We start from the raw sequence: 25,997 nt of genomic DNA on the forward strand, positions 1-25,997 counted from the left end.
TCTCAAATCAGGTCGCCGACTTGCGGTCCCCAAGTGTCCGACAAGGCGAAACCCTTGGTGAACGGGTCGGCGGGGTCGACGCGCAATTCCTGCCTGCCGTAGACCCAGGCCTGTCCCGTGATGCGTGGGAGCACCGATTTGCGGTTTCCGACGATGGTCTCCCCGATCGCCTCGGCCGTGAACTCGCCGCCGATGATCGAGCGCGATCGCCTGCTGTCGCCGACGGCGACCTCGCCACGCGCATGCAGGACGGCCAGGTTGGCCGAGCTTCCGGTGCCGCAGGGCGAACGGTCGACCCGGCCCGGCTTCAGGGTGGTGCAAGTTCGGATCGCCCCGTCGGCCTCACGGCCGCGGAACATCACATAGGCGATCTCGTCGATGGACAAAATTTCCGGATGTCGCACGGAGACCTGGTCAGCGAGCAGCGCCTTTATCTCGATGCCGGCTTCGGCCAACTCACGGGCGTGCTCCGGCGCGATCGAAAGACCAATCTGATCGACATCGACGATGGCGTAGTAGACCCCGCCATAGGCGATGTCCGCCTTGATCGTTCCCCACTTCGGCGTCTCAACCGCCTGGTCTAGGGTCTCAACGAAAGCGGGGACATTGTCGAGGCTGACGGCGAGGCAACGACCGTTCTCGCATCTAGCTCGCGCGATGATGAGCCCGGCGGGCGTATCCAGTCGGACGACCGTCTCGGGTTCGACCATTTCGACACGACCGCTCTCGAGAAGCGCTGTCACCACGCAGATGCAATTGCTCCCCGACATCGGATGCGCGCGATCTGCCTGCAATACGATGAAACCCGCGTCGGCATCGGGGCGTGTGGGGCCGACCAGCAGGTTGACGGACATGGCTACGTTGGCACGTGGCTCGAAGGTCACGAAACGGCGAAGACTGTCGTCCACGTTGTTGATGTGGTCCATTTTCTCGGCCATCGTCGCACCGGGAATCTCCGGCGCGCCACCGACGATGACCTTGCCGATCTCGCCCTGGCAGTGGACCTCGAGCAGATGAAGGCTGTTTTCCCAGTTCATTTGATGTACCAGCCCCACGGTTCTTCGCTGACGAAGCGGGTGATCTGTTTCGTCTCGAGATAGTTGTCGAAACCCCAGCGTCCGAGCTCGCGTCCGATACCGGATTGCTTGTAGCCACCCCACGGCGCTTCGGTGAACGTCGGCTGCGAGCAGTTGATCCAGACGATCCCGGCGCGGAGCGCGGCGGCCACGCGATCGGCGCGCGCGTCATCCTTGGACATCACGGCGGCGGCAAGGCCGAACTTGCTGTCGTTGGCGAGCGCCACTGCCTCTTCCTCCGTGGCGAACGGCCTCACGCAGACGACAGGGCCGAAGATTTCCTCTTTCCACGCGTCGCTTTCGAGGGGCACGTCGATAAGGACAGTCGGCTCGACATAGTAGCCCTTGTTGAAACCTGCCGGACGACTTCCTCCGACCGCGACCTTCGCACCGTCGGCGCGGGCTTTGTCAATCGCAGCGAGCACCTGATCCATCTGCTTCCGCGACACCATCGGTCCGAGCAGTACGCCCGGCTCCTGCCCGTCGCCGATTTTGATCTTCTTCGTTTCCTCGACAAGTCGATCAAGGAAGCGATCGTAGATGCCTTCCTGAACGAGGACGCGCGACGTCGCCGAGCAGACTTCGCCCTGGTTCCAGAAAATGCCGAACATCGTCCACTCGACCGCGGCCTCGATGTCGGAGTCGTCGAAGACAAGGAACGGCGACTTGCCGCCCAGTTCCAGGCTGACTCGCTTGATGTCTCGCGCGGCCGCGGCCATGATCTTGGAGCCGACGGGACCCGACCCCGTGAATGCCAGTTTGTCGACGTCGGGATGGTCGATCATCGCCTGCCCGGCGACGGACCCCGAGCCGGTCACGATATTGAGCACGCCTGGTGGGAGATCGGCCGCTTTTACAATGGCCCCGAGTTCCATCGCCGTCATCGACGTGACCTCAGCGGGCTTGAGGATCATCGTGCATCCGGCCGCGAGAGCCGGAGCAACTTTCCAGCACGCCATCAGCAGCGGGAAGTTCCAGGGCACGATGGCGACAGCCACGCCGATCGGCTCCCGCACAGCCTTGGAGACAAAACGGCCGTCCGCGAGGGCGATCACCTCTTCGGGATTGCGGTCGAGTTCCTCGGCGAGATCGGCATAGAACTCGAAACATCCGGCGGCATCGGCGATATCCCATTCCGCCTCAGGGATGGGTTTTCCATTGTCGATGGTTTCGAGGCGAGCGATCTCCTGAAGCCTGCTGCGGATACCGGTCGCGATGGCGCGTAGATATTTCGCGCGTTCTGCGCCCGACATCTTCGGCCATGGGCCGTGGTCGAACGCCTTTCGAGCGGCCTTGACCGCCAGTTCGACGTCTTCCGCCGTCCCCGCTGGACCATGATGGACCACTTCCTCCGTCGCAGGATTGATGATCGGGAAAGTGCCGCCCTTGATGGGCTTGGCCCATTGGCCGTCGATGAAGAGTTCGTTGCGCATGTATTCTCCAATCCGGGCGGCGTCAGAAGCGGCCGACACGATAAGGCTTGATGTCTAGGGGTGGCAGAGCGCCGACTGCGAGGTCTCCGATGATCCGCGCCGTCGTCGCCGCATAGGTCAGACCGAGATGGCCGTGGCCCGTCGCATAAAGCAGGTTCGAGACCTTCTCAGACGGGCCGATCAGCGGGATGGTATCCGGGAAGGCGGGCCTGCGGCCCATCCACTCGCTTGTGTCTTCGACTTTGAGGCCCGGCAGCGCCTCGCGGGCGCGCTTCACCGTGATCTTGGCGCGACGATAATCCGGGGGCGCGTCCAATCCGGCCATCTCGACCGTGCCACCGACGCGAAGACCGCCTGCCGTGGGCGTGACCATGAAGGCCTTGGCGGGCCAGATGATCGAGTGCCTCAACCCCACCCCGGGCGACATGATCTGGGTGTGATAGCCGCGTTCCGTCTCCAGCGGGATCGGTTCGCCGATCGTCGATGACAGGCGAGCCGAAAAGGCTCCGGCGGCCAGGATGAGTCGATCCGCAACGATCGTGCGGCCATCGGCGAGGCGAACACCCGTCAGGCGATGGCCACTCCGCTCGAAGGCGGCAACGTCACCTTTGATGAGCTCTCCACCGAGTTCGAGGAACTTCTCGAAAATACCGAGCACGAGCTTGTAGGGATCGCGGATCGAGCGGTTCTGCGGAAACAAAACCGCTCTCGCGATCCTGTCGCTGATATCCGGCTCGAGCGCCTTCAGTTCCTCGCGGCTGAGATGTCTGTGCGGGAAAGCAAAGCGCTCGAGGATTTCGATGTGATCGCGATCTGCGGCGAGTTCGCCGTCGTCGGCATAGAGGGCCAGGCATCCTTCATCGGTGAGCATGTCGGACAGCCCGGTGTCGCGAAGCAATGGAAGAAGGTCGTCATAGACGCGAGCGCAGAGCGTCGCGCCCTGGGCTTCGAGTTCACGAAGCTTCGACGGCCGGCTGGCGGCGAGGAAGCGCGCGAACCACGGTATCAGCTTCGGCATGTAGGACGGCCGCACCCGGACTGGACCCTCGGGATCGAGGAGCCACTTGGGCATCTGCCGCCAAACCGCGGGACGCGACGCGGGCATGAACTCGGTGACGGCGATCGACGCCATGTTGCCGAAGGACGCGCCACGACCAGGCTCGTCCCGATCCACCAGCGTCACGGATATCCCGCGACGCTGGAGTTCGTAGGCGATGGTTACCCCGATAATGCCCGCCCCGATGACGACCGTCTGTGTCAACGCCGACCTCCGGGTCAATGCCAGTTGATGATCGGCTCCATGGCCGCCCTGAATTCCGCCTTCTCGTCGTCGGTCAAAGGACCGAGCGGCGCGCGGCATTCGCCAAGCGACATGCCCTGCAGCTCGCAGCCATACTTGATCTTCTGGACGAACTTCCCGCTTTCCAGGATGTTCATCGCCCGATAGAGGGCCTTCATCATGCCGCGCGACTTGTCGAGGTCACCCGCCCGGTAAGCGCGATCAAGATCGCAGCAGGCCTTCGCCATGCAGTTCGACGGTCCGCAAATCCACGATTCCGCACCCCAGAACATGAAGTCGAGCGCGATGTCGTCCGAGCCGCTCACGAGTTGGATGCGTCCGTCATAGCGGCTGGCGATGTCGATGGCGCGCTGCAGAACGCCCGAGCTTTCCTTGATCCCGATGACGCGGGGATTGTCGGCGAAACGGTCCAGCAGCTCAAAGCCGATGTCGGAGCCGTCCTTGGCAGGATAGCTATAGAGAACGAGATCGACATCGACCGCGCCGAGAACGGCTTCGTAGTGCCTGGCGAGTTCGTCCTGGGTCGGACGCGTGTAGAAGGGCGGCGCGAGGAGAACCGTGTCGTAGCCGATTTCCTTGGCCATCTCGGTCTGCTCGATCACCTCCCGGGTCGCAGGCGCATTGGTCCCGGCGATCAAAGTTTCGCCCGGCTTGGCGAAATCCTTGACGAACTGGAGAACCTCACGACGCTCCTCGGTCGACTGGCTGAAATATTCCCCTGTCGAGCCATTCGGAACCCAGCCCGTGACCCCCGCTTCGCGCAGATGGACGAGCAGCTTCTCGAAGGCCTTGAAGTCGATCTTGTTGTTGGTGTCGAACGGGGTGACGAGAGCGGGCATGACGCCGGAAAGTTTCATCTTGGTCTCCATCAGTGGGATTTCGGATTTGGGTTAGACGGCAAGCCGCTTGAGAATTCGTTGTTCCAGAACGGTGACGGCGCGGGTCAGGGGGAAGGCGATCACGAAGTAGATCAGCGCCACCACGGTGAGGACCTCGACCGGCCTCGCGGTGTTGTTCGAAATGTTCTGGCCGACGAACATGAGGTCGGCCATGCCGACGGCCGAGACGAGCGCGGACTCCTTGAACAGCGAGACCACATTCGACAGCAGCGTCGGCGCTGCGCGGAGCACCGCCTGCGGCAGGATCACGCTCGTCGTCCGCGTCCATGGCGACAGTCCGAGGGCGACACAGGCATCGAGCTGCTCACGGCCGACGGACTTCAGAGACGACCGGAAGGTCTCGGATGTGATCGCGCCCATGTAGAGTGAAAGCGCGATGACGCCCGATGTCAGATTCGACAGTTCGACGCCGAGCAGCAGGGGCAGGCAGAAGAAAATCCAAAAGAGCTGGATCAGGACGGGCGTGCCACGGAAGAACTCGACATAGACGCTTGAGACTCCACGCAGCAGCGGGTTCTTCGAGGTCCTGGCGAGCGCCACCACGAAGCCGAGCGCGCATCCGATGACGACGCAGATGAGGGTCAGCTTGATCGTCATCCAGAGACCGAGAAGCAGTGCGTGCTGGAACTTGAGGACGACAGCGAAATCGTAGGTCATGATACCGCTCTCCTCAGCTTGCCAGCACTTCGCGGCGACGCTCGAGATATCCGACGATCTGGGATACCGGGAACGAAACGGCGAAGTAGATGAGTGCGATGATCGTGAAGGTCTCGATCGGGCGATAGGTCAGGGTGGCGAGCGTCTTGCCCTGGTACATCAGGTCCTGGACCGCGACGATGGCGACAAGGGCGCTCTGCTGGAAAGTGCCGATGCCATTGGTCAACAGGACGGGGATCGAATTGCGGACGGCGGTCGGCAGGACGATGTAGGCGATCCGCTGAAGAGGATTGAGACCGAGCGCGACCCCCGCATCGAGTTGCTCCCGCGGCACCGCCTGGATGGACGCCCTATACGCCTCGGCGTTGAATGCCGCGAGGTTCAACCCCAACGCCATGATCCCCATCGTCATCGAGCCGAGGAACACATCGAACAGCATCGGGACGCAGTAGAAGAACCAGACGATCTGGATTATGGCGGGCGTGCAGCGGAAGAACTCAATGAACAGCATGACCGGTATGCGGATGACCGCCCAACGGCTCATCACCAGCAACGCAAGTCCGAAGCCGAGGGTGAGCCCGACGATGTTGGCCGCAAGCGTGAGCTGCACCGTTACCCAAAGGCCTTGCCAGAGCGGGTCGAAGTTTCGGAAGACGGACGCGAAGTCGAAGCTGTAATCCATGACTCCGCCCTCAGCGCTTGATGTGGAAGACGCGTTCGATGAACTCGCGGGTGCGTTCCTCTTTCGGCGCGCCAAGAACCTGTTCCGGCGGGCCGTCCTCTACGACCACGCCGCCCGCGCAGAAGATCACGCGGGACGCTATGTTCTTGGCGAACCACATGTCGTGGGTCACGATCACCATCGGCATCTCTTGCTGGGCGAGCTGGAGGATGACCTGCTCGACTTCGGACACGAGTTCCGGATCGAGCGCCGACGTTACCTCATCGAACAACATCAGCTTGGGGTCGAGCATCAGGGCGCGGGCGATGGCGACGCGCTGCTTCTGCCCTCCTGAGAGTTGCGCCGGATAGGCTTTGGCCTTTTGCGCCAAGCCGAAGCGTGTCAGCAGCGCCATGGCGCGCTCCGTCGCGTCGGCTTTACTGTCTCCCCTAACCTTCATCGGCGCGAGGACGAGATTTCCGATGACATCGAGATGGGGGAACAAGGTGTAGTGCTGGAAGACCATGCCGATCGAACGGCGAACCTTGTTGTCGATCAGGGTCTTGCCGTTGCCGTTGACCGAAATGTAGGGCTTGCCGCCGAAGGTGATCGATCCCTGGTCGATTTTCTCGAGGCCCATGAGGACGCGGAGAAGCGTGGACTTGCCGCCACCGCTGGGGCCGATGACAACGACGCGGTCTCCGGGCTTCATCTCGATGTCGAGGCCCTGTAGCACCTTGACATGCGTACCGTAGCTCTTGTGCAGGCTTTCCATTTTGACAAGCGGAGCCGTTGATGGCGACGTCATGGCGCAATCCTTCGGGAGTGTTTACGGTTCGGTGAATGAGTGGGGCCGCACACGGGCGGCCCCGTCCGGCGATCAGTTCGAAGGTTTTAGGACTTCATCGACGGCCTTCTTGATCAATGCTTCGACATGGCCGGTGGCGACGCGTTCTTCGAGGAAGATGTCGACCACTTCTTTGTCGGCCGCCGTAAGCTGGTACGGAAGACCGAAAGCGACACCCTGCTTTGCGAGCGCCGGCTCGGGGTTCATCGCCACCGCCCAATCAGGGTTGGACTGGGTGAAGAGCTGGTTGGTGTCGGATGCGTCAACGAGGATGTCGGCACGCTTGGAGACCACCGCGAGACGGGTCTCGTCATTGGTCGGCAGGCGAAGGATTTGCGCGGTCTTGATCGACGCCGAAATGGCCTTGTCCTGCGCGGTGCCGGACATGACGGCGAGCGTCACGCCTTCCTTGTCGATGTCGGCGACCGACTTCGCGCCTGCCGGAATCTTGGGGTTCTCTTTGTTGTAGGCGAGAGATATCTGGTACTCCATCGCCGGGATCGAGAACTGAACCGCCATGGCGCGTGCCGGGGTCCGGTTCAGGGCAAGCGAGACATCCCATTTGCCAGCCTGAAGCCCCGCGACGATGTTGTCCCACGTCGTGTCGACGAACTCGGGCTTCACCTGGAGTGTTTCGGCGAATTCCCGGCAAAGGTCGGCGAAGAAGCCAGTGTATTCGCCAGAGGCCGGATCGCGCATGATGTAGGGCGGAGCAACTGCGGCACCGCAACGAAGGACGCCTGCTTTCTGAACGCCCTGCCAGTAACCCTCGGCGGCCTGAGCCGTAGCGACGCCCGCAAGACCGACAACCAAGGCAGCAGCAGGCAGCGCCCGCAATGCGGACGAGATCAAGTTCGAGATCATTGTCATTCCCTTTTCGTGATGCGCCCCTGTGGCGCTGTTCCAATGCCGATTTGTCACCGGACTTGTTATTATTTGTCGACGCAGTGTCGACTGCGCGTTATATGTCGACAGAGGATCGACAATGTCAAGCGGAAAAACTACGTGTCGACAAAGTCTTTTCTGGGAACAACGTGTCGACAAGCCGCCGCCAACGCGGTATGTGGTTTGCAAGTGTTCAGCGAGGTGAGTGACGTGGAAGAGACCGAAGGCAAGAGACCGCGTGGCGCGGGCTGGAAGGACATCTACACGACGCTGCGGAACGAGATTCTCTCGCTCGTGCTTCAGCCGGGACAGCTCCTCGACGAGATGAGTCTGGCCGAGCGGTTCGACATGTCACGCTCTCCCGTGCGAGAGGCGCTGATCCGCCTTGCCAGCGACGAACTGGTCGTCACGCTGGCCAACCGCAGCACGATCGTCGCACCGATCGAAGTGGCGACGTTTCCCAAATATGTGGAAGCATTGGACATCGCCCAGCGCATGAACACACGGCTCGCCGCGGCTTTGAGGACGGATGCCGATCTCAAGACCATCGCCAAGCGCTCGAAGGAGTTCGAGGCGGCGGTGAAGACAGGGAACCATCTCGGGATGTCGGAAGCCAACAAACGCTTCCACATGGCCATCGCCGACGCTGGAAAGAACCCCTACCTCGCGTCCTTCTACGAGAAGCTCCTGTCGCAGGGCCAGCGCATGCTGCATCTGCATTTCGAGTATCTCGAACGTACACATGAGGGATATCTGCTGACCGACGAGCACAATCTGATGCTCGAGGCGATCCGGACGAAGGATGTCGAACGCGCCGACGATCTCGCCCACGCCCATACGCGGCAATTCCAGAACAATTTCATCGAGTTCATGCGTGAGAATTACACCACCGATGTCACGCTACGATCGCTGACGGCGGCAGAGTAACCTCTTCGTCCTCGGAAGTTGCGGCATGCCTGCCTTGCGCCAAAAGCAGCCATCGAACCTCGGTTGAGTTGGAGAGCCTAAGTAGGACGCTAGCTCTTTCAGCGGAAGCCAAAATGCTGTGCTTAGCCTGAAATTGCAGCGCACCCATTCGTCGACTGCGTGGTGTGCGGCCCTCTAGTCGAAAGTGGCTGCCGTCGACATCTGCCGACGGCAGCCGAGGTGTCCTTGGGAGGAGGACGTGGGTCTGCGAGTAATTTGCATGGATTCAAAGCGAACTCGGCTCTCGACCTTCCACCCACGTATGGACGCACTCAAGTTCCCTGTTCAAAACTGCGAAATCGGCGGCATATCCTGGCCTGAGGTATCCATACCGATCATCCAAGCCCACGGCCTTCGCAGGCACGCTCGACGCCATCGCCAGCACGCGCTCCAACGGCAAACCGAGAACTTGATGAGCAAACCTGACGCTTGAAATCATATCGATGTCGGCACCCGCCAATGTGCCGTCCGACAGCTTCAAGGTCCCTTCGTTGCGGTATATGGCGCGCCCGTTCAGCTCGAATCCCGCAAGGTCTGTCCCGATCGTCTGCATTGCGTCGGTGACGAGGAAAATATCGCCTGGCGGGGCCTTTGATCGCAGTGAGACCCTGATCGTCGCCGGGTCGACATGGACCCCGTCCGCGATCAAGCCCGCAAAGACCCTGCCGTCGTCCAGTGCCGCACCGACGATCCCGGGCTCCCGGTTGCCCAAAGGGCTCATTGCGTTAAACAAGTGGGTGACCATCGACGCCCCCGCGTCGAAGTAGGACCGCGCGGTCTGCGCGGTGGCATTGCTGTGCCCGATGCTCACCACCACGCCGGCCGCGACAAGCGCCCTGACCTGTTCCGCCGTAACGTTTTCCGGCGCGACCGTAGTCAGGACCAATCCGGCATCCCCGCGATAGGCGCAGATGGCGTCCATGTCTGCCGCCGTCATCGGCCGGATGTAGGACGGATTGTGAGCACCCTTGCGCTCCAAGGACAGATGCGGCCCTTCGAGATGGAGACCAAGAAATCCGGGCACGTTGGCGGCCCGAGCCTGCCGACCCGCTTCAAGCGCCAGCGCCGTCACGTCCGGTGTGTCCGTGATCAATGTCGGAAGCAGTTTCGTGGTACCGAAACGAGCGTGGGCGCTCGCGATCTCCCGGATCGCCTGCGCAGACGTTTCCTCGCCGAAACGGACGCCGCCACCACCATTGACCTGAAGATCGATAAAGCCAGGAACGACCTGTTGTCGGTCATAGTCGACCCGTCTGACGCCGCGCGGGATGTCCGAGGTCTTTACGATGCCGTGGACGCAGCCTTGCTCAAGAAGAAGGCCGGAGTCTTCATGCCACTCAGTGCCGTCGAAAATTCGAGCAGCGACAATCGCGATCGTCGGTGTCATCGGGTCCGCGTCACTTTCCTGAGAGCCACGGGCTGGTCCGGGTTCAGGCCACGACGGCGCGACAGTTGCTCGCCCATGACATAGAAGGGCACGATAAGTGCCAGCGCATCCGTGAGCGTGTGCCCGGTCTCGACAAATGGCAGAGTCCGTGCCGCAACAGCTTTCGTCGATGTAACGAAGACGTTCGCTCCCCGGCCCGCGAAATCGTCGGCGAGCAGGACGGCAGCGGACTCGGAGGCGTCCCGACCCGCCAACACCAAGACGGGAAATTCCCGCGCCACGAGCGCCAGCGGTCCGTGCATGACTTCGGCCGTCGAATAGGCTTCCGCGTGAAGGTTTGACGTCTCCTTGAATTTGAGCGCGACTTCCGACGCGATCGCGACGCTGGGGCCGCGACCGAGAACATAGAGAGACGTCGCGTTCTCAAGCGGCGGCAGCAAATCGCTCCAATCGAGGGCGAGCGCGCTTCGAAGCTGCTGGGGCAATAGGTCGAGCGCCGATTTCAGATCGGCATCGTCAATCCACTCCGCCAGAACGGCAAGACCTGCCACGATGGAGTTGACGAAGGACTTCGTGGCCGCCACGGCGAGTTCCGGCCCGGCACGGAGGTCGATCGGCACCTCCGCCTCTCCCCAGATCGGGGAGTTGGGCGTGTTGGTCAATGCGAGGGTCAACGCGGCCTGACGTCTGGCCGACGCGCACATTTCAACGATGTCGGGACTGCCTCCTGATTGGGAGATGGCGAATGTCGCCGCCTGTGAGAGATCGATGGGGCGATCATAGATGGAGGCGAGCGACGGACCAAGGGAGGCGACGGCCTTGCCCGCCGTGAGTTCGATCGCATATTTCAGGAACAGGGAGGCGTGGTCCGACGACCCTCTCGCTATCGTGGCGATGAAAGCGGGATTTTTGCGCGCCAGCGCCTTGCCCGCGGCCGTCAGCTGGGCCGCCGAAGTGTCAAGGAGCCGCCTCACGGCATCGGGAATCTCCTCGATCTCGCGCCGCATGTTCGTTGTTTCCACCATGCTCATTGTCCTCAAGTTCGTGGGTATGCGGGCCTGTCGTCCGCCAAAGGTCAGAAGTGCTCGGCTACCCAAGGGGGTGAGCCAGCGAACACCTTGTCGGCGAGCGCCACGGTCTCGGGATTGCCGTCGACGTAGCCGGCCCGCCGCAGGAAGCTGGCGGATCGGAAGCCCGAGAACAGACTGGCGAAGTGCGACGCATCGACGACCAGGACATGCTCGCCGTCGACGGCTGCGGGCGCGCAAGTCGCTCGACCGCCCTGAATGGAAATCCGCGTGTTGACGGTGTTGCTGCCTTCGATCGCGAGCGTCAGCTCGGCATCCGCACAGGCATAGCCGCGTGCGGTCAGCGCCAAAGCCGGATCGAGGACCCGGATCAGAAACTCCTCCTGATGGACGAGCCGCCAGCCCTTGTCCGGCATGGCGAAGACGAGCGCGTCCTGCGGCGCGCCGTGCCAGCGTGTCTTTTCGAACACCGTGGAGAATGTGCCGACGAATTTCAGTATCTGGCGGGCGGCAGCGCCATTGATGGCCGCCCAATCCCGGATTTCGATTATTCCAGGCCTGGACATATCGAGTACCGCGTAGCCTTCATCCTCGCCGAAGACGAAGACCGACGGCACGCCTGTCGTCGGATCGAAGTGCGCGTTCCAATGTGCATCATGTCGATCAAGAGGCCCGCATTCGGCGCTGCAGGCGGTGCGATAGATTGGCTCCAACGTGGCGCGCGCGTCATCGAGGGACACCCGTCGCGAGGGAAGCTCTTGCTTGATTTTGTAGAGTTCCGACGTATCGGCCTCATAGATCATCTCATGTCCGGCCAGATTGAATCCCGCACGCCTATAGACCGGACGCGTCGATGCGAAGAGGCTGGCGAGAATGGCCCCGTCGCGGCGGGCATCCTCACAGGAAAGCTCCAGGATTTCCGCGGCGAGTCCCGCACCACGGAACTCCGGCTGGATGGCGACATGAGCGATGTTGGCGGCCGGAACAACCCGGCCGCCGAACCAATGGCCGCAGGGAACCACTGCCCAAACCGCCGCGTAGTGTCCGTTCTTCTCCAGAACACGGAAGCAGTCGAGCCCCGTCATTTCGACGTAGCGGCGGGTGCGCTCTTCGTTGAAAGCAAAAGCGAGACGATACGCATCGACAATCAAAGACATGTCCGCTTTCGCGGCCTTGCGAACGGCCATGATGCTATCCTTTTCCCTATGGCGCGGCTTTAGCCGCCTGCGTGCAGCGACTTGGCGCGGGCCAAATCCGCAATGCCGAGAATGCCTGCATGTACACCGAGTTCAGCCCGGCAAATGGACACGGGAGGGACTAGGCTCGGTGGAACCACCAAGCCGCGCACCCGTTCGATAAAGCCATCAGCCAGGCCGATTCCGCCACCGATCACGATCCGAGGAGGATCGAGAGTCAGTTGGATGTTTCGGCATAGCCGGGCCACGCTGCGTGCCGACCCTTCAACGATGTCCCCTGCCCAGGCTTCTCCGGCCGCCGCGGCCGCGAAAACCTGCCGGGCATCGACCGCGTGACCCTGTCGACGGGCCTCCGCAGCCATCCAGCGCCCGGAGGCGCGGTCCTCCAGAAACAGAGTGTCGTCGCCGTCGGTTGTGAGGCCGAAATGTCCGGCCAGCCCTTCCAGAAGGCGGCCATTCAGCACGATACCGCCACCGATCCCGGTGGATATGGTAAGAAAGACAAGGTCCTGGCCCTGTCCCGCTCCCAGCGTATGTTCACCCCAGCCTGCAGCCTGCGCGTCATTGAAGGCGACGGCGGGAAGCCCGAACAATCTCTCGACTCTGTCGATGAGCGGATAGTCTGGCGGGATTCCCAGGGTCGCAGGGTTCATCGCCGACCAAAGCCCATTGCGAACGAACCCGGTGACGGCAAGTCCGACGCCGGAGAACTGCCCTCGCCACGCCGCAGCCGTAGCGGCGACGGCCGCGAACCAGTGGTCCGGGCCGTCTTCGCGGCGTGTTGGCACCGTAGCTTCCGCCACAACGGCGGATCCACGCACAAGCGCCACAAGCGTCTTGGTGCCACCGATGTCTACCGCGAGGATTGCCTTGTCCTGGTCCATCTGGCCGTTCTAGCCTATCAGTTGGCCGCTGGCGGCATTGAAGAGAGAGACTTTGTCCACGGCGATGGAGACGGGCAGTGTCGATCCTTGCGCAACGCTCCCGGTCTCCATCCGAGCGACCAGCGAATGGCCGTGAAATGACAGCGTCACGTTGTCTTCGGGTCCCGTCGACTCGACCAGATCGGCTCGAGCCTCAAGGGCTTGTTGACCGTCCCGCGCCGGCCGGATGTGCTCCGGACGAATTCCGAGCAGGACGTCGCCCGATCCATCTATCCCTTCCGGCAAGCCCGGCAACGTCCACCCCTTCCCATCGTTGAAGGCCACCTTTCCGTCTGCGCGCGAAATGGTGCCGGGAACGAAATGCATGGCGGGGGACCCGACGAACTTAGCGACGAAGAGATTGGCCGGACGATGATAGATGTCGTACGGGCTACCAATTTGCTGTACCTCACCCTTATTCATCACGACGATCTTCGTGGCGAGAGTCATCGCCTCGATCTGGTCGTGGGTCACGTAGATCATCGTCTTGGCAATGCGCTCATGGAGTTGCTTGATCTCAACCCTGGTCTCGACGCGGAGCGTGGCGTCGAGGTTCGAGAGCGGCTCGTCGAACAGGAAGACCTTGGGATCGCGCACCAGAGCCCGCCCGATCGCCACGCGCTGGCGCTGGCCGCCGGAGAGTTCGCGCGGCTTCCTCTCGAGAAGCTGTTCGATCTGGAGCAGTTTCGCGACCTGCGCGACCTTGGTTTCCTTTTCCTGGGCGCTCGCGTTCCGCATGCGCAACGGAAAGGCGATGTTCTGCCGGACCGTCATGTTGGGATAGAGCGCGTACGACTGGAAGACCATGGCGATGTCGCGCTCACGCGTCGGCACCTTCGTAACGTCACGGCCGTCGATCTCGATCAGGCCGCTATCGATCGGATGCAAGCCTGCGATCGCATGCAAGAGAGTCGACTTGCCACAGCCGGAGGGTCCGAGCAGGACAACAAAGTCCCCCTCATTGACGTCGATGTTGATGCCTTTCAGCACGTCCACGGGACCGTAGGATTTCCGGATGCTTTTCAGCAGAAGGGATCGTTTCATGGTTTTGGTTTCCGTCATGGTTCCTATCCCTTGATGCTGCCGAGCGACATGCCGCGGACGACCTGGCCCTGAACGAGCATTCCGAGAACCAGCATGGGCAGCATCACAAGCGTCGCCGCCGCCGTAAGTGGTCCCCATTGCACGCCCTGGAAGGTCAGGAAGGAGGTGATGCTGACTGGGAGGGTCTGCGTGTCGCGCCCTGTCAGCACAAGCGCAATGAAGAACTCGTTCCAGGTGAAGAGCACGCACAGGATGAACGTGGCGATGATGCCGCCAAGCGCCACAGGTATGAAGACTTCGCGGAATATTGTGAACTCGCGCGCCCCGTCGACCTTCGCCGCATCCCTGAGTTCTCGCGGAATATCCTCGAAGAATGTGATGAGCAGGGATATCGCAAAGGGGATGTTCACGAAGGCATAGACGCCAATGATGACCCAATGGTTGTTGAGAAGCTTCATCTGCGCCGCCAGGAAGTAGGTCGGGATGATGAAGATGAGCGGTGGCGCGATGCGCAGGCTCAGGATGAACTTCTCGTTCTTCCGCTTTGTCGGCTCGTCCTGCGCCACCAAACCGTAAGCAACAATGGAACCGACCGCGACCGAGATGAAACTCGCCGAGAACGAGATGATGACGCTGTTGAAGAAGGCGCGAATGAAGACGCCGTTGTTGAAGACCTTCTCGTAATTTTCCCAGGTCGGCAGAAACAGCCAGACCGGAGGCATCGAGAACGCATCACGTTGTGTCTTGATGGATGTCGCCACCACCCAGTAGAGCGGGAAGAGCACGCAGATGAGAAGGATGGCGAGAGCGATCCAGAAAATGATACGGCGCATCAGATGCCTCCCTGCTTGGGTGCCTTGAAAGCGAGGTTGTAGAGCAACAGCAAGGCCAAGTTCGTCAGGATGGTCAGGACCATTGCGATCGTCAGCGAGTAGGAAATGTCGAAGTTCGTGAACGCGGATATGTAGCCGTAGAGATTGAGCGTCTCCGTCGACAAGGCAGGCCCGCCGCGCGTCATGATGTAGAAGATGTCGAACGCCTTGACCGCGTCGATTCCGCGGATCAGGGCCACCACCAGCAGCGCCCGCTTCAGCGCGGGCAGCGTGATATACCAGAGAACCTGCCATTCCCGGGCACCGTCAACGCGCGCGGCGTTCTGAGGGTCACCCGGCAGCGACTCGAGCGAAGCCATCGTCAGCAAAACGACGAAGGGGGTCCATTGCCAGATATCGGCCATGAGGAGGGAGAAGAGAGCGACGTTCGGGCTACCGAGCCAATCGACCGGACCAAGTCCCATGGTCGAGAGCAGATAGTTCATCATTCCGTTGGACGGATCGAGCAGGAAGCGCCAGGTGAGGCCGACCACAACAGGTGTCATGACGATGGGAACGAGCAGAATGCCGCGCACGATGCGCTTGCCTGCGAACTCCCGGTCCACCAGGAGCGAGATCGCCAAACCCAACGCCACCTCGATGGCGGTCGCGGCGACGGTGAACACGACCGTTCGCCCAAGCGCGTTCAAGGCGCGCGCATCCAGCAAAAGCCGCACGTAGTTGTCGAGACCGATGAAGGTTTCCCGACCTGGCCGGATCAGGCTGATGTTCTGTAGCGTCAGCCACAGCACGTAGATCGTGAGGATGGCCGAGATCGTCCCGAACGCAAGCACGACCGGACGGTAGAAATATGTCGTCGCATCCTTCATTTCATTCCCCCTTGAGAGAGGCCATGCCCGGCCAACCGGGCATGGCGCTTGTCGTCAGCGGCCGAGCGCGGCGTCGTTTGCCGTATTCGCTTCGGCGAGCGCGTCTTTCGCCGTGGCCGTGCCCGCGAGAACCTTCGAAACCGCGATGCCCGCGTTGTTGATGATCTCGTTGGCTGCGTCCACTGTCGGCAGATATTGCGGGTTGCCTGCGTTGATGGAGGCAAGCATGGCATCCTTGAAGGCACCATATCGCTTGTTGAAGTCGTCGGAGTTCAGCGCCGCAAGCGACGTCACGCCGGAGTTCGGCGCGATGGCGAACGACTTGATCTGCTGCTCCTTGGCGGTCGCCCACGACGCGAAGAGCCAAGCCGCTTCCTTGTTCTGCGACGCCGAAGCGACATAGAGGCTGTGTACGGCGAGCGAAGACGAGCCGCCCTTCAGCTTGTCGGTTTCGACTGGCACGGGTACGTAGCCTACCTTGCCAACGACAGAAGAAATCGCGGGGTCTTCGTTGAACGCCCCGTTCACCGTCGCGTCCATCGACATGGCCGCCTTGCCGTTTTGGAAGAGGACCCGGTTCTCTTCCCAACCGAAGTTGGCCACACCAACTGGACCGTAATCGCGCAACACATTGGCAAATGCCTCGAGCGATGCTGCCGCCTCGTCCGTAGCAAGCGCCGACTTGCCGTCTTTCGTGATGAACTCGCCGCCATATCCCCACAGCCAGCCGGCCCAGACGTAGACGCTGTGGATGCCCTGCGCGCCTCGCATGGTAATGCCGACCATCTCGCCGTTCGACTTCTCCTTGACGGTCTTCGCGGCGGCGACCACCTCGGCAAATGTCTTGGGAGGAGTAATGCCGTACTGCTCGAAGATATCCTTCCGGTACATCAGGAACGTGCTCTCGCCATAAACGGGCAGACCGTAAAGCTTGCCATCGACGACGTTGGTGTTGAGGTAACCGGGCACGAAGTCCGCTTTGTCATAGTTGGTCGGAAACTTGGCCGCGACATCGTCGAGCGGCACGATGTAGCCTGCCTTCACGAAGCCGGGAATGAAAATGATGTTGTTCTGGACGACATCATAACGGCCCGAGCTCGATGAGAATTCCAGCAGCATCTTGGCGGTGATATCGGACTCCGGAATCACTTCGAGTTCGACCTCGATACCGGTCTCCTTGGTGAACTCCGGCAAAAGCGCCTGAATGCCGTCGGTGGTTGGGTGGCCCTCCATCAGCACCGCGAGGCGGGTTCCCTTGTAGGGCTGGTCCGCGGCCTGGGCGAAGGCCGGCATCGCCACGGAGGTGGCCAGTGCGAGCGTCAAGGCAACAAAGTGACGTCTATTCATGTCATTCCCCTTTTTGGATATCGTTCTTAAACGAGCTGTTGATCACACTTCGCAGCGCCGATACGCGCTGTATCTCCCTGTTTGGATTAGAGGCGTTGCACCTCCCCGGTTTCGGCCGATTTCACGAGCGCCTGGGTCAACTCGAGCGAGCGCAGTGCCTCTTCGCCCGTAGCGACCTGGCATTCGACGCCGTTGACCCAGTCCAGCACGCTCGAAAGCTGCTGGCGGAGGTCGCCGCCAATCTTGCCGCCGATTTCCGGCCAATGCTGGGTGTCGATTTCCTGGGAGCTCTGGTTGTCGGCGAAATAGAGGCCGCTGTCGCCGCACTGCACCTCGAACGAACCCTCGGTGCCGATCAGTTCGAGGCGGGCGTCGATCATGTGACGCGTCCCGGCGGGCAGCGACCACGCGCTTTCGAATGTCACCACCGTGCCGCCAGAGAAACGCACCACGCCAGCGATGGTGTCCTGTGTGCCCATCTCGCCCAGCAGAATGTCGGTCTGTTGCGCGTAAGCGGTGACGGGGGTCTGCCCCTTGAGCATCCACAACACCATGTCGACGTCGTGCACAGTGACATGCATGGCGAGTGGGAGAGTGCCGGCATAGCGCTTGGGACCCTCGGTGCGGGCGCTGTTGCGGCGGGCGTAGAGGTGGATCGGCTTGCCGATCTTCCCCGCTTCGATCAGTTCGCGCGCCTTATAATAGCGCGGGTCGAAGCGAAGGAGGTATCCGACGCCGAGCTTCACATTAGCAGCCTTGCAGGCTTCGACGATCCGACGTCCGTCTTCGATCGTGGACGCGATCGGCTTCTCGATGAAGAGATTGACGCCCTTGGCGGCGATCGCCAGCGCGGGCTCCAAATGCAGGTGGTCTGGGGTGCAGATGCTGACCAGGTCAAGCGTCTCCGCAGCGAGCAACTCTTCGTGCGAGGCATAGACGCGGAGGTCTTTGCCTATGGATTCCACCAGGGCCTGACCGCGCGCGGTGTCGCGATCTACTACTGCGACCAATTCGGCACGGGGATCGCTCGAGAAGATCGAAGCGTGCATCGAACCCATGAACCCGGCACCGATAACGGCAACTTTGACTGTCTTGATCATTGCAAATCTCCAAATGTCAGCGCCGCTCGCAGGCAATCGCGTCAGCGAAGCGCTTGGTAATTTCGTCAGGACGCGTGATCGCCGAACCGACGACGACGAACATTGCGCCGAGGGCGATGGCGCGTTGCGCTTGCGCCGGCTCCCAAATCCGACCTTCCGCGACGAAGGGGACATTTGCCGCCGCCAGGTCCGCCATGAGCGTGAAATCGGGGGCATCTGTGGGGGTCGTGTAGGGCGTATATCCCGACAACGTAGTGCCGACGAAATCCGCGCCCGAGGCGACCGCATCTTGGGCCTCCTCCAGAGTACTGATATCAGCCATGCTGGATTTTCCGAGCCGTCTGATTTCCGACAGCATTTCCGCGACGGAAACAGGTCGCGAGCGGTCTGTCGCGTCGAAGGCGATAACATCCGCACCAGCCTCCGCGAGGCTCCGTACATCTTCAAGCGTTGGCGTGATGTAGATGTCAGAGCCGGCCTGGCTGATCTTCGTTATGCCTATGATGGGCTCACTGATGGCGCTTCGGACCGCCTTGACGTTCCTTACACCTTCGATCCTCACGCCCTGAGCGCCACCCAGGACGGCCGCGCGGGCAAGTGCCACGATATGCTCTGTGGCGTTGAGGGGGCTGGTCTCCGCCGCTTGACACGACACGACGAGCTTGCCTCGCATTTTTTCGATGATGTTCATAAACGCCGCATCTCCCTATGGACGCGACGTTAATCTTTCTGGCGCTTTTCGTCAATAATTTTCTTCGCCTGAAGTTTTTCTTCAAAAAATATCTTCAGATGTTTCGATCGCTCACACTTTCGGCGGTGTCCTTGATCGTCTTCAGACGTGCCGGGTCAAGCTTCGTTATGGTGTTGGCCAAGGTATCGACGATAAGGAGCTGGCTGATTTTCGACGGGAAAGCACCGCCTGTCAGCGGCGTCTCGGGAGACGAAGCAAGTAGCTTGAAATCACAGATTGCGGCCAGCGGGCTCTTGGTTCTGTTGGTGATCGCCACCACCTTCGCCCCTCGCGCATGCGCGCTTTCCGCCACGCGCAGGGTGTCGATAGTCGAGCCGGAGCTTGAAATGAGGATATATAGATCGTCCGGAGAGGCGGTCGCAGACGCCATGGTCGCGAGATGCGAGTCTCGCGGGATATGCGCCTGGATGCCGAGTCTCGCGAGTTTATATTCCAGATATTGCGCCGTGATGGCGGAGGCCGCCACCCCAAAGATTTCGATATGCCGAGCGGCTAGCAACAGCGCCGACACGCGTTCGATAACCTCACGGTCAAGCAGCCGCTCTGTCTCCTCCAACGCCATACGGGCGGTCTCGACAAGTTCCTGCACCATGTCACCAGGCGCGCTCGCTGGCGGCTGTTGAAATGTCGCGAGCTCGTGTGCGAGAGCCAGCTTGAAGTTCTGGAAACCTTGATAGCCGAGTTCACGGCAGAACCGGATCACGCTCGCTTCCGACGACTCCGCCTCGTCCGCCAGCTCGGTGATGCTTTTGTAAAGCACCGTCTGAGGATCGGCCAATACGAATGTAGCGACCTTTTCGAGGGCACGTGTCATGTTGGGTGCATGAGATCGAATCCGCGCGATAAGCGAGGGCTGTGATTGAATGTCCACGTGCATCATTCCCGAACGTTCTGAGCATGGAAATTGTCGACGGCCCAGCGCCACTGACGTGGCGGCAGGTCGCAGGGTCAAACAGCGGCCGCGGCGAGGGCAAGTGTTATCATCCAAGGCCGATCTGTGGCATTCAGCATAGCGCGACAATTTTCTCCAGTCGAAACCTATTTTCGAAGACATTCTTCAAGGTCGTCGGTCGGGGAACTCCCCTGCAGTACGGGACATTGCGAGCTCAAAACGTATGGTGCGATCCCAACACACGGAGAACTATGACCGGTTTGGGCCACCAACCGCCGATTTATGATACGGTTCCAATGCTCAGGAAGAGCGACGTGGTGGGGGGCGCGGCGGAGGAACCGTCATGGAGTCCGATGTCGTGCGTACCCGCCGTCCGTGGAACAAGGGCATTCTCGTAGGCCAGAAGCGACCGCTGCAGCCCAAGAACGTCTGGTCAATTAGAGTGCGCCTTGAGATGAGTGGCGCAACACGTGAGCTTGCCCTCTTCAACCTGGCCATCGACAGCAAGCTCCGTGCCTGTGATCTGGTCAGATTGCGCGTCGAAGACCTCTGGTCTGGGAGCTCGATCAGAGATCGCGCGACCATCATTCAAAAGAAGACAAAGCGCCCTGTCCAGTTCGAGGTAACGGAGCAGACAAAAGTCGCGCTCGTGGCATGGCTTCCGTCGGTCAAAAGAACGGGAGGAAGCTATCTCTTCCCCGGCAGACGCCGACAATCTTCTCATTTATCGACACGGCAATATGCGCGCAGCGTGCATCGCTGGGTCCGCAGCATTGGCCTTGAAGCGAGTGCCTATGGTACTCACTCGATGCGTCGAACGAAGGCAGCCTTGATCTACAAGAAGACTGGGAATCTGCGCGCCGTCCAAATCCTACTTGGCCACACCAAACTTGAGAGCACCGTCCGATATCTCGGTATCGAAATCGACGACGCGCTGCGGATCGCAGAGCAGATCGAGCTCTAATAATGGCGATCATCGGCAGAAGCCGGTGGTCGCCAACGCGCCACAAGCGGTCAACGAGCATACAGGGTTTTGCCAACCGCAATTGTTGACAGTCGCACATTCCCAAACGCTCGCGTCTCACGCCGCCAGCAACGACTTGAGTTTGATGTTCGAAGAACCCAATGCCGCCATGCTGGGTTTCGCTTGAGCAGCGATCAACATTTCGGCCAATCGTATGTCTCGACCCACGGCGTTCCCTATGCCGATCCCACTCGCCGCAACAATTCTGCCCTCGTCTTCGAGATGGAATAAAATGAATGCCCCGTCGCCGAGATCACGGCGGACGCTTTTGGTCGTTGTCGTGGCAAGCCCCGCGACCTGGAGCGTCAGGTCATATTGGTCGGACCATGACCATGGAACATCGACGAAAGGTTTGCGGCCACCAAGCATGTTTCCGGCGACGAGCGTACCCTGATCCTGGGCGCTTCTCCATGACTCAAGACGAATTCGACGGTCCCCAAAAATCGCCGCGGGAAAAGAACAGCAATCTCCTACCGCATAGATATCCGGGTCGGAGGTTCGCATGAAGCGGTCGACCGCGATGCCGTTGTCGACAAGCAATCCAGTTTGCGCTGCGAGCTCGTCGTTCGGGATCGCCCCGATGCCAACAACAGCGAACTCACCTGCGACAACGCTTCCATCCTGGAGTTCGACGTGAATTTCGTCGTCCTTCTCCCTGACTGCAGCCACTGCGCTCTCAAGCAGGATTTCCACCCCTTCCTCGCGATGTCGTGCTTCCATGACCGCTGCTATCTCCGCTGGCACCGCCCGAGCCATGAGACGCGGGAGCCCCTCTATGACCGTCACCGCAAGCCCGCGCCACCGAGCCGTGGCGGCAAGCTCGAGACCGATGAAGCCGCCGCCTATCACGATCATGCGTGCGCCTGGCGTGAGGCGCTCTCGAATGGCAACCGCGTCGTCGTGTGTACGCAGCGTCAACAGTCGCTCGGATCGCCGGAGGCCAGGCAGCATTCTCGGCCGTGCGCCAGTGGCCAGCAGGAGTTTGTCATACCGTTTGCTTATGCCATTGTTCAGGATCACGCATCGCTGTGCACGATCAATGCTGTCGACACGAACTCCGCCAATATGCGTGATGTCAGCTTGAGCGAGCGCTTCCAAAGGTGCGATCAGCCTCGGATCAGGCTCGTCGAGCAACGCCTGCTTTGAAAGCGGAGGCCGGTCATATGGGGCGTGAGTTTCGTCTCCGATGAGCGTGATCTCTCCAGCAAAACCGCGCTCCCTGAGGCTTAACGCAGCGCGCGCGCCGCCAAGCCCCGCTCCCACAATCACGATACGTTCAGGCATTCCAAATCCTCCCAAGGCGAACAGGGGAAGAATATCGACGCCGCGCCAAAAGCCAACTGAAATTGATATAAAGTCTCATTCGTGCCATTTTCTTCCAAGAATGAAACGAAACGCGTCATTCAATTAGATGTTCTCGCATGTGAAAATCTCGAATGGAAGAACCGTCGTGTGGTTGGAGGATTCTATTTTTCCCGAGGCCGCGCGCATCATCCCGTCAAGGGTCACATCCGCCAACTTTGGGAGAGGATGGCCGATCGCAAAGGTCATCGTGCCATCAAGAAGCGCTTCCCGCGTTGAGTCCATGAGTTCGTAGCCGACGAGAACCACTTTCCCTGCCATCCCGGAAGCCCGCAGACCCGCTATCGCACCAGATATTCCTCCCCCGGCGACGTAAAGGCCTTTGAGGTCGGGGTTCTCATGAATCAACTTCTCCGTCATTTCCTGCGCAACAGCCGTGGATTCGAACGTCATGAGAGGCTCAAGAAGCGTGAAGTCGGTCGCATGCTCGCGAAAATAGGACCGGAAACCGCTCTCATTCATTTCCTGGCATCGGTAGCGAGGATTGCCGATGAGGATGCCGAGCTTGCCCCTTTCCTTGCAGATGTGATCGAACGCCCAACCAGCCGTCCGGCCTATCTTCCATCCATCGCAACCGACATAGGGAACGCGCCCCGTGGTCGCCAGCTGGGAGATAAGCGCGAAAACGGGCTTGCCCATCTGCTCGATCGCCTCGACGGCCTGCATGATCGTCGGGTGCACTTGCGCGACCACGCCGATCGCGTCGCAGTGTTCGGCGAGTTCCAGCATTTTGGCGGCGATGTTCTGCGGCGAGAGCGTCTCGATGTAGGCCACTTCGACACTGACCACTGCGCCATCCACCCGTTCAGACGCTGCTTCGATCGCGTTGCCGAGATTTCTGTAGAAAGCGCGGGAGGGCTGGTGCAACACGAAACCGAACCTGAATCTGGGGCGCGCGGCCGCAATCCGCCCTTCGATGGCCCCCGTGCCGTAGAACCCGATGTTCCGCGCCGCATCCTTGACGCGCTGCATGGTACCTGGCTTTACGGTGCTTGAACCGGCGAGAACGCGGTTCACCGTTGCCACGGAAACACCGGCCTCGTTGGCGAGATCGCGAATTGTTGGTCGGGACATCGTGCCCTCAATATCATTTTGTATCAAACAGCCAATCCGTAGATACAAATGAGACAAATGTTGCTTCACGTAGCATGATCACTTGATTTGTCGTCCGTCAAGGATTTAGTTCCATTCCAGACAAGGGTCGGGTTTCGAGAGAGCCGATCGGTCGAAGGAGACGTTTCGCAACATGGAATGGAGTTCGGCGGCGGGCCATGGCCTCGCACGATCGGCGAAGCCATGCCCGAAACGGATCGGAATCCCGACCATCGAGTTTGCGGCTCCGATCTACGAGATGGAGGATTGAATGGACGATCTTCAGTACGGCACCCGCAACAAGCGCGGCGATTGGGCACCCAACGGCAAGATCGAAATCGCGCCTTTCTGGCGCTGGCCGATGAGCGCCAGGGCGCTGGGCGCGTGGCTGTTGGAATATCTGTGGCCGTGGAATGCGTTCCACATGGCGACGACATTGGCCTATTGGTATTTCATCATTCCCGACGTCGAGACGATGAAGACCTTGTCATGGGGTTGGCCAGTCTACCTCTACGTCGTGAACGCCGCAGCCATCTTCGTGATGTATGGTGCCGTCGAGTTCTTCTATTACGTCAAGCGCAAGCAGAGCAACCGCTTCAAATACAATGCGAAGTTTCCCGGTGACCAGCCGTCTGACGTCTTCTGGTTCAAGAGCCAGAACATCGACAACTTCCTTCGCAGCTTCTTGATCACCATCCCGCTGTGGACGGTCGTCGAAGTGACGTTCCTGTGGTGCTTCGCCAACGGCTACGTGCCCTGGCTGACCTGGGCCGACCATCCGCTCTACCTCGCAGCTCTCGTCTTCTTCGCACCGATGTTCCATGAGGGCTACTTCTACATGATCCATCGGCTGATCCACGTGCCTGTTCTCTACAAGTGGATTCACTCGGTCCACCACAACTCGGTGAATCCTTCGCCCTGGTCGTCGCTGTCCATGCATCCCGTCGAGGGCTTTGCCTATCATTCGGTGGCGTTCATTCACTTGATCATTCCGTCGAACCCTGTGGTCGCACTTTTCCAACTTCACGTCGCCGGCTTCGGCGCGATCAACGGCCATATCGGCTTCGAGAAGCTTGAACTCACCGACGAGGCCGCGCTGAACAGCCACGCCTACACCCACTACCTTCACCACAAGTATTTCGAGGTGAATTACGGCGACGGCATCATCCCGATGGATAAGGTTTTTGGCACCTGGAACGACGGCACCAAGGAAGGCGAGGCAATCATGAATGCTCGTTTCCAAAAGAAGAAAGAACGCATGAACGCCAAGAACGCGGCGAAGGCTTGAGACGCACGGCGCTTTCTTCCTGACAGACGGCGGCGCTGGTTGGGGCACGGGAGGAGAACGTGCCCCCTGATTGAGTGCCGGTTGGACAAGCATGTCCATTCCGGTTTGGAACTTGGAGCCGTCAGGTGACGGCTCATGTGAGGAGGGAATAAAATGAAATCAATCAAGAAAATCGCAGCCGTCCTGGTCGCATCGGTCGCGCTGACCGTTGGTATTGCCGGCGGCGCATCGGCCGCGAAGATCGCCATCATCGGCGGCATGAATTCCGACCAGTTCTGGAACAAGATCAAGAAGGGCGTGGACGACGCCCGGGTCGTGGTCGAGGCCAATGGCGGGACCGTCGACTACCTGCGCATGCAGTCCTATGACAACTTCGCCGCCGACTCGGCGGACATCATCCGCACGGCGATCAGCCAGCGGCCCGACGGCATTGCGGTACCCGATTGGGTGTTCGAATCCCAGGACCCCGCAATCAAGGAAGCCATTGCCGCAGGCATCAAGGTTATCCTGTTCAATGCAGGTACGCTTGACAAGGCTAAGGAACTCGGGGCGATCAACTATATCGGCTCTGATGAATATGTCGCCGGCGTCGCGAGCGGTGAACAGCTTCTGAAGCTTGGCTCCAAAAAGGGCGTCTGTATCAACACACTGCCCGGCACGGCGAATATCGAGGCCCGTTGCAAGGGCATGATCGACGCCATGACCAAGGGCGGAGCCACGGCCGAACAGTTGCCGCTGCCGACCACGGCGTTTGGGGACCCGGCGGCGATCTCCGAGGCGATCAAGGCCTATCTCCTCGAAAAGGCTGATGTCGATGGCGCCCTGACCATCGGCGCCGGCGAAGCCGACGCTGCCGCTGTGGGTATCGAACAGGCCGCCAAGACAGGCACCGTCAAGCTCGGCTCCTTCGACTTCAACGAAGCCACGCTCGCCCGCATCAAGGACGGCAAGCAGGCGTTTGCCATCGACCAGCAGCCCTACCTCCAGTCACTTCTGGCCGTGACGTTGCTTGCGTCTCATATTGACTTCGGCACGATGCTGCCGACGGCCCCAATTCTGACCGGCCCTGGAATTGTCGACAGCGCCAACGTCGATGCGACCATCGCCGGCGTGAAGATCGGCGCTCGCTGATCGCAT

The 25,997-nt window shown here is 60.5% G+C and carries 25 protein-coding genes; 4 read left to right on the forward strand and 21 right to left on the reverse strand.

Annotation, left to right across the window (positions count from 1 at the left end; all coding sequences use genetic code 11):
• Positions 1-2: 2 nt before the first annotated feature.
• From IHQ71_RS16340 to IHQ71_RS16375, 8 genes are all read right to left on the reverse strand, one after another.
• Positions 3-1,037, reverse strand: a complete 1,035-nt coding sequence (locus IHQ71_RS16340) for a proline racemase family protein (protein ID WP_258157514.1) — start codon at positions 1,035-1,037, stop codon at positions 3-5.
• Positions 1,034-2,509 carry an aldehyde dehydrogenase family protein gene (locus IHQ71_RS16345; RefSeq protein WP_258157515.1) on the reverse strand — a complete coding sequence of 492 codons (1,476 nt, stop codon included), beginning with the start codon at positions 2,507-2,509 and terminating at the stop codon, positions 1,034-1,036. The genes IHQ71_RS16340 and IHQ71_RS16345 overlap by 4 nt, the downstream gene beginning before the upstream one ends.
• A 22-nt stretch (positions 2,510-2,531) precedes the next feature.
• Positions 2,532-3,770: an FAD-binding oxidoreductase gene (locus IHQ71_RS16350; RefSeq protein ID WP_258157516.1), complete on the reverse strand. Its 1,239-nt coding sequence runs from the start codon at positions 3,768-3,770 to the stop codon at positions 2,532-2,534.
• 14 nt (positions 3,771-3,784) lie between these two features.
• Entirely contained in the window at positions 3,785-4,666 is an 882-nt protein-coding gene (locus IHQ71_RS16355; RefSeq protein WP_258157517.1) for a dihydrodipicolinate synthase family protein, read from the reverse strand.
• 33 nt (positions 4,667-4,699) lie between these two features.
• Positions 4,700-5,368 (reverse strand): amino acid ABC transporter permease, encoded by a 669-nt coding sequence (locus IHQ71_RS16360; RefSeq protein ID WP_374990035.1) that lies wholly within the window; start codon positions 5,366-5,368, stop codon positions 4,700-4,702.
• Positions 5,369-5,378: 10 nt separating this feature from the next.
• A complete protein-coding gene (locus IHQ71_RS16365) occupies positions 5,379-6,047 on the reverse strand; it encodes an amino acid ABC transporter permease (RefSeq protein ID WP_258157519.1) in 669 nt (222 codons plus the stop codon).
• 10 nt (positions 6,048-6,057) lie between these two features.
• Complete coding sequence (locus IHQ71_RS16370; protein ID WP_258157520.1) at positions 6,058-6,834, reverse strand: amino acid ABC transporter ATP-binding protein; 777 nt, start codon at positions 6,832-6,834, stop codon at positions 6,058-6,060.
• A 72-nt stretch (positions 6,835-6,906) separates the two neighbouring features.
• Positions 6,907-7,737 carry an ABC transporter substrate-binding protein gene (locus IHQ71_RS16375; protein WP_258157521.1) on the reverse strand — a complete coding sequence of 277 codons (831 nt, stop codon included), beginning with the start codon at positions 7,735-7,737 and terminating at the stop codon, positions 6,907-6,909.
• A gap of 231 nt (positions 7,738-7,968) precedes the next feature.
• On the opposite strand from IHQ71_RS16375, the gene IHQ71_RS16380 reads away from it, so the two are divergent.
• Positions 7,969-8,685 carry a GntR family transcriptional regulator gene (locus tag IHQ71_RS16380; protein ID WP_374989864.1) on the forward strand — a complete coding sequence of 239 codons (717 nt, stop codon included), beginning with the start codon at positions 7,969-7,971 and terminating at the stop codon, positions 8,683-8,685.
• A 265-nt stretch (positions 8,686-8,950) separates the two neighbouring features.
• On the opposite strand, the gene nagA is transcribed toward IHQ71_RS16380, so the two are convergent.
• The 11 genes from nagA to IHQ71_RS16435 form a co-directional block, all read right to left on the reverse strand.
• Positions 8,951-10,111, reverse strand: coding sequence for an N-acetylglucosamine-6-phosphate deacetylase (gene nagA, locus IHQ71_RS16385; protein ID WP_258157523.1), 1,161 nt, complete (start codon positions 10,109-10,111; stop codon positions 8,951-8,953).
• On the reverse strand, positions 10,108-11,136 hold the full coding sequence (locus IHQ71_RS16390) for an SIS domain-containing protein (RefSeq protein WP_258157524.1): 1,029 nt from the start codon (positions 11,134-11,136) through the stop codon (positions 10,108-10,110). Before IHQ71_RS16390 ends, nagA begins: the two co-directional genes overlap by 4 nt.
• Before the next feature lie 50 nt (positions 11,137-11,186).
• Complete coding sequence (eis, locus tag IHQ71_RS16395) at positions 11,187-12,326, reverse strand: enhanced intracellular survival protein Eis (protein ID WP_258157525.1); 1,140 nt, start codon at positions 12,324-12,326, stop codon at positions 11,187-11,189.
• Between the two features lie 29 nt (positions 12,327-12,355).
• Positions 12,356-13,219: an ROK family protein gene (locus IHQ71_RS16400; RefSeq protein WP_258157526.1), complete on the reverse strand. Its 864-nt coding sequence runs from the start codon at positions 13,217-13,219 to the stop codon at positions 12,356-12,358.
• Between the two features lie 9 nt (positions 13,220-13,228).
• On the reverse strand, positions 13,229-14,302 hold the full coding sequence (locus IHQ71_RS16405) for an ABC transporter ATP-binding protein (protein WP_258157527.1): 1,074 nt from the start codon (positions 14,300-14,302) through the stop codon (positions 13,229-13,231).
• A gap of 23 nt (positions 14,303-14,325) precedes the next feature.
• Positions 14,326-15,135, reverse strand: coding sequence for a carbohydrate ABC transporter permease (locus tag IHQ71_RS16410; RefSeq protein ID WP_258157528.1), 810 nt, complete (start codon positions 15,133-15,135; stop codon positions 14,326-14,328).
• Positions 15,135-16,004, reverse strand: coding sequence for a carbohydrate ABC transporter permease (locus IHQ71_RS16415; RefSeq protein WP_258157529.1), 870 nt, complete (start codon positions 16,002-16,004; stop codon positions 15,135-15,137). The genes IHQ71_RS16410 and IHQ71_RS16415 overlap by 1 nt, the downstream gene beginning before the upstream one ends.
• Before the next feature lie 54 nt (positions 16,005-16,058).
• A complete protein-coding gene (locus IHQ71_RS16420; RefSeq protein WP_258157530.1) occupies positions 16,059-17,351 on the reverse strand; it encodes a sugar ABC transporter substrate-binding protein in 1,293 nt (430 codons plus the stop codon).
• An 86-nt stretch (positions 17,352-17,437) separates the two neighbouring features.
• Positions 17,438-18,451 carry a Gfo/Idh/MocA family protein gene (locus IHQ71_RS16425; protein WP_258157531.1) on the reverse strand — a complete coding sequence of 338 codons (1,014 nt, stop codon included), beginning with the start codon at positions 18,449-18,451 and terminating at the stop codon, positions 17,438-17,440.
• A gap of 16 nt (positions 18,452-18,467) precedes the next feature.
• Positions 18,468-19,142 (reverse strand): N-acetylmannosamine-6-phosphate 2-epimerase, encoded by a 675-nt coding sequence (locus IHQ71_RS16430; RefSeq protein ID WP_258157532.1) that lies wholly within the window; start codon positions 19,140-19,142, stop codon positions 18,468-18,470.
• Between the two features lie 94 nt (positions 19,143-19,236).
• Positions 19,237-20,082 carry a MurR/RpiR family transcriptional regulator gene (locus IHQ71_RS16435; RefSeq protein WP_258157533.1) on the reverse strand — a complete coding sequence of 282 codons (846 nt, stop codon included), beginning with the start codon at positions 20,080-20,082 and terminating at the stop codon, positions 19,237-19,239.
• A 355-nt stretch (positions 20,083-20,437) separates the two neighbouring features.
• On the opposite strand from IHQ71_RS16435, the gene IHQ71_RS16440 reads away from it, so the two are divergent.
• On the forward strand, positions 20,438-21,058 hold the full coding sequence (locus IHQ71_RS16440) for a tyrosine-type recombinase/integrase (RefSeq protein ID WP_258157534.1): 621 nt from the start codon (positions 20,438-20,440) through the stop codon (positions 21,056-21,058).
• A 117-nt stretch (positions 21,059-21,175) separates the two neighbouring features.
• On the opposite strand, the gene IHQ71_RS16445 is transcribed toward IHQ71_RS16440, so the two are convergent.
• Together IHQ71_RS16445 and IHQ71_RS16450 are read right to left on the reverse strand one after the other, a co-directional pair.
• A complete protein-coding gene (locus tag IHQ71_RS16445) occupies positions 21,176-22,402 on the reverse strand; it encodes an NAD(P)/FAD-dependent oxidoreductase (RefSeq protein ID WP_258157535.1) in 1,227 nt (408 codons plus the stop codon).
• Between the two features lie 123 nt (positions 22,403-22,525).
• Positions 22,526-23,623 (reverse strand): LacI family DNA-binding transcriptional regulator, encoded by a 1,098-nt coding sequence (locus tag IHQ71_RS16450; RefSeq protein WP_258157536.1) that lies wholly within the window; start codon positions 23,621-23,623, stop codon positions 22,526-22,528.
• A gap of 220 nt (positions 23,624-23,843) precedes the next feature.
• Between IHQ71_RS16450 and IHQ71_RS16455 the strand changes: the two genes are divergently transcribed.
• Positions 23,844-24,860 carry a sterol desaturase family protein gene (locus tag IHQ71_RS16455; RefSeq protein ID WP_258157537.1) on the forward strand — a complete coding sequence of 339 codons (1,017 nt, stop codon included), beginning with the start codon at positions 23,844-23,846 and terminating at the stop codon, positions 24,858-24,860.
• Between the two features lie 153 nt (positions 24,861-25,013).
• Positions 25,014-25,991 (forward strand): substrate-binding domain-containing protein, encoded by a 978-nt coding sequence (locus IHQ71_RS16460; RefSeq protein ID WP_258157538.1) that lies wholly within the window; start codon positions 25,014-25,016, stop codon positions 25,989-25,991.
• Positions 25,992-25,997: the final 6 nt, after the last annotated feature.

This window comes from Rhizobium sp. TH2 (assembly GCF_024707525.1).
Lineage (GTDB): Bacteria > Pseudomonadota > Alphaproteobacteria > Rhizobiales > Rhizobiaceae > Rhizobium_E.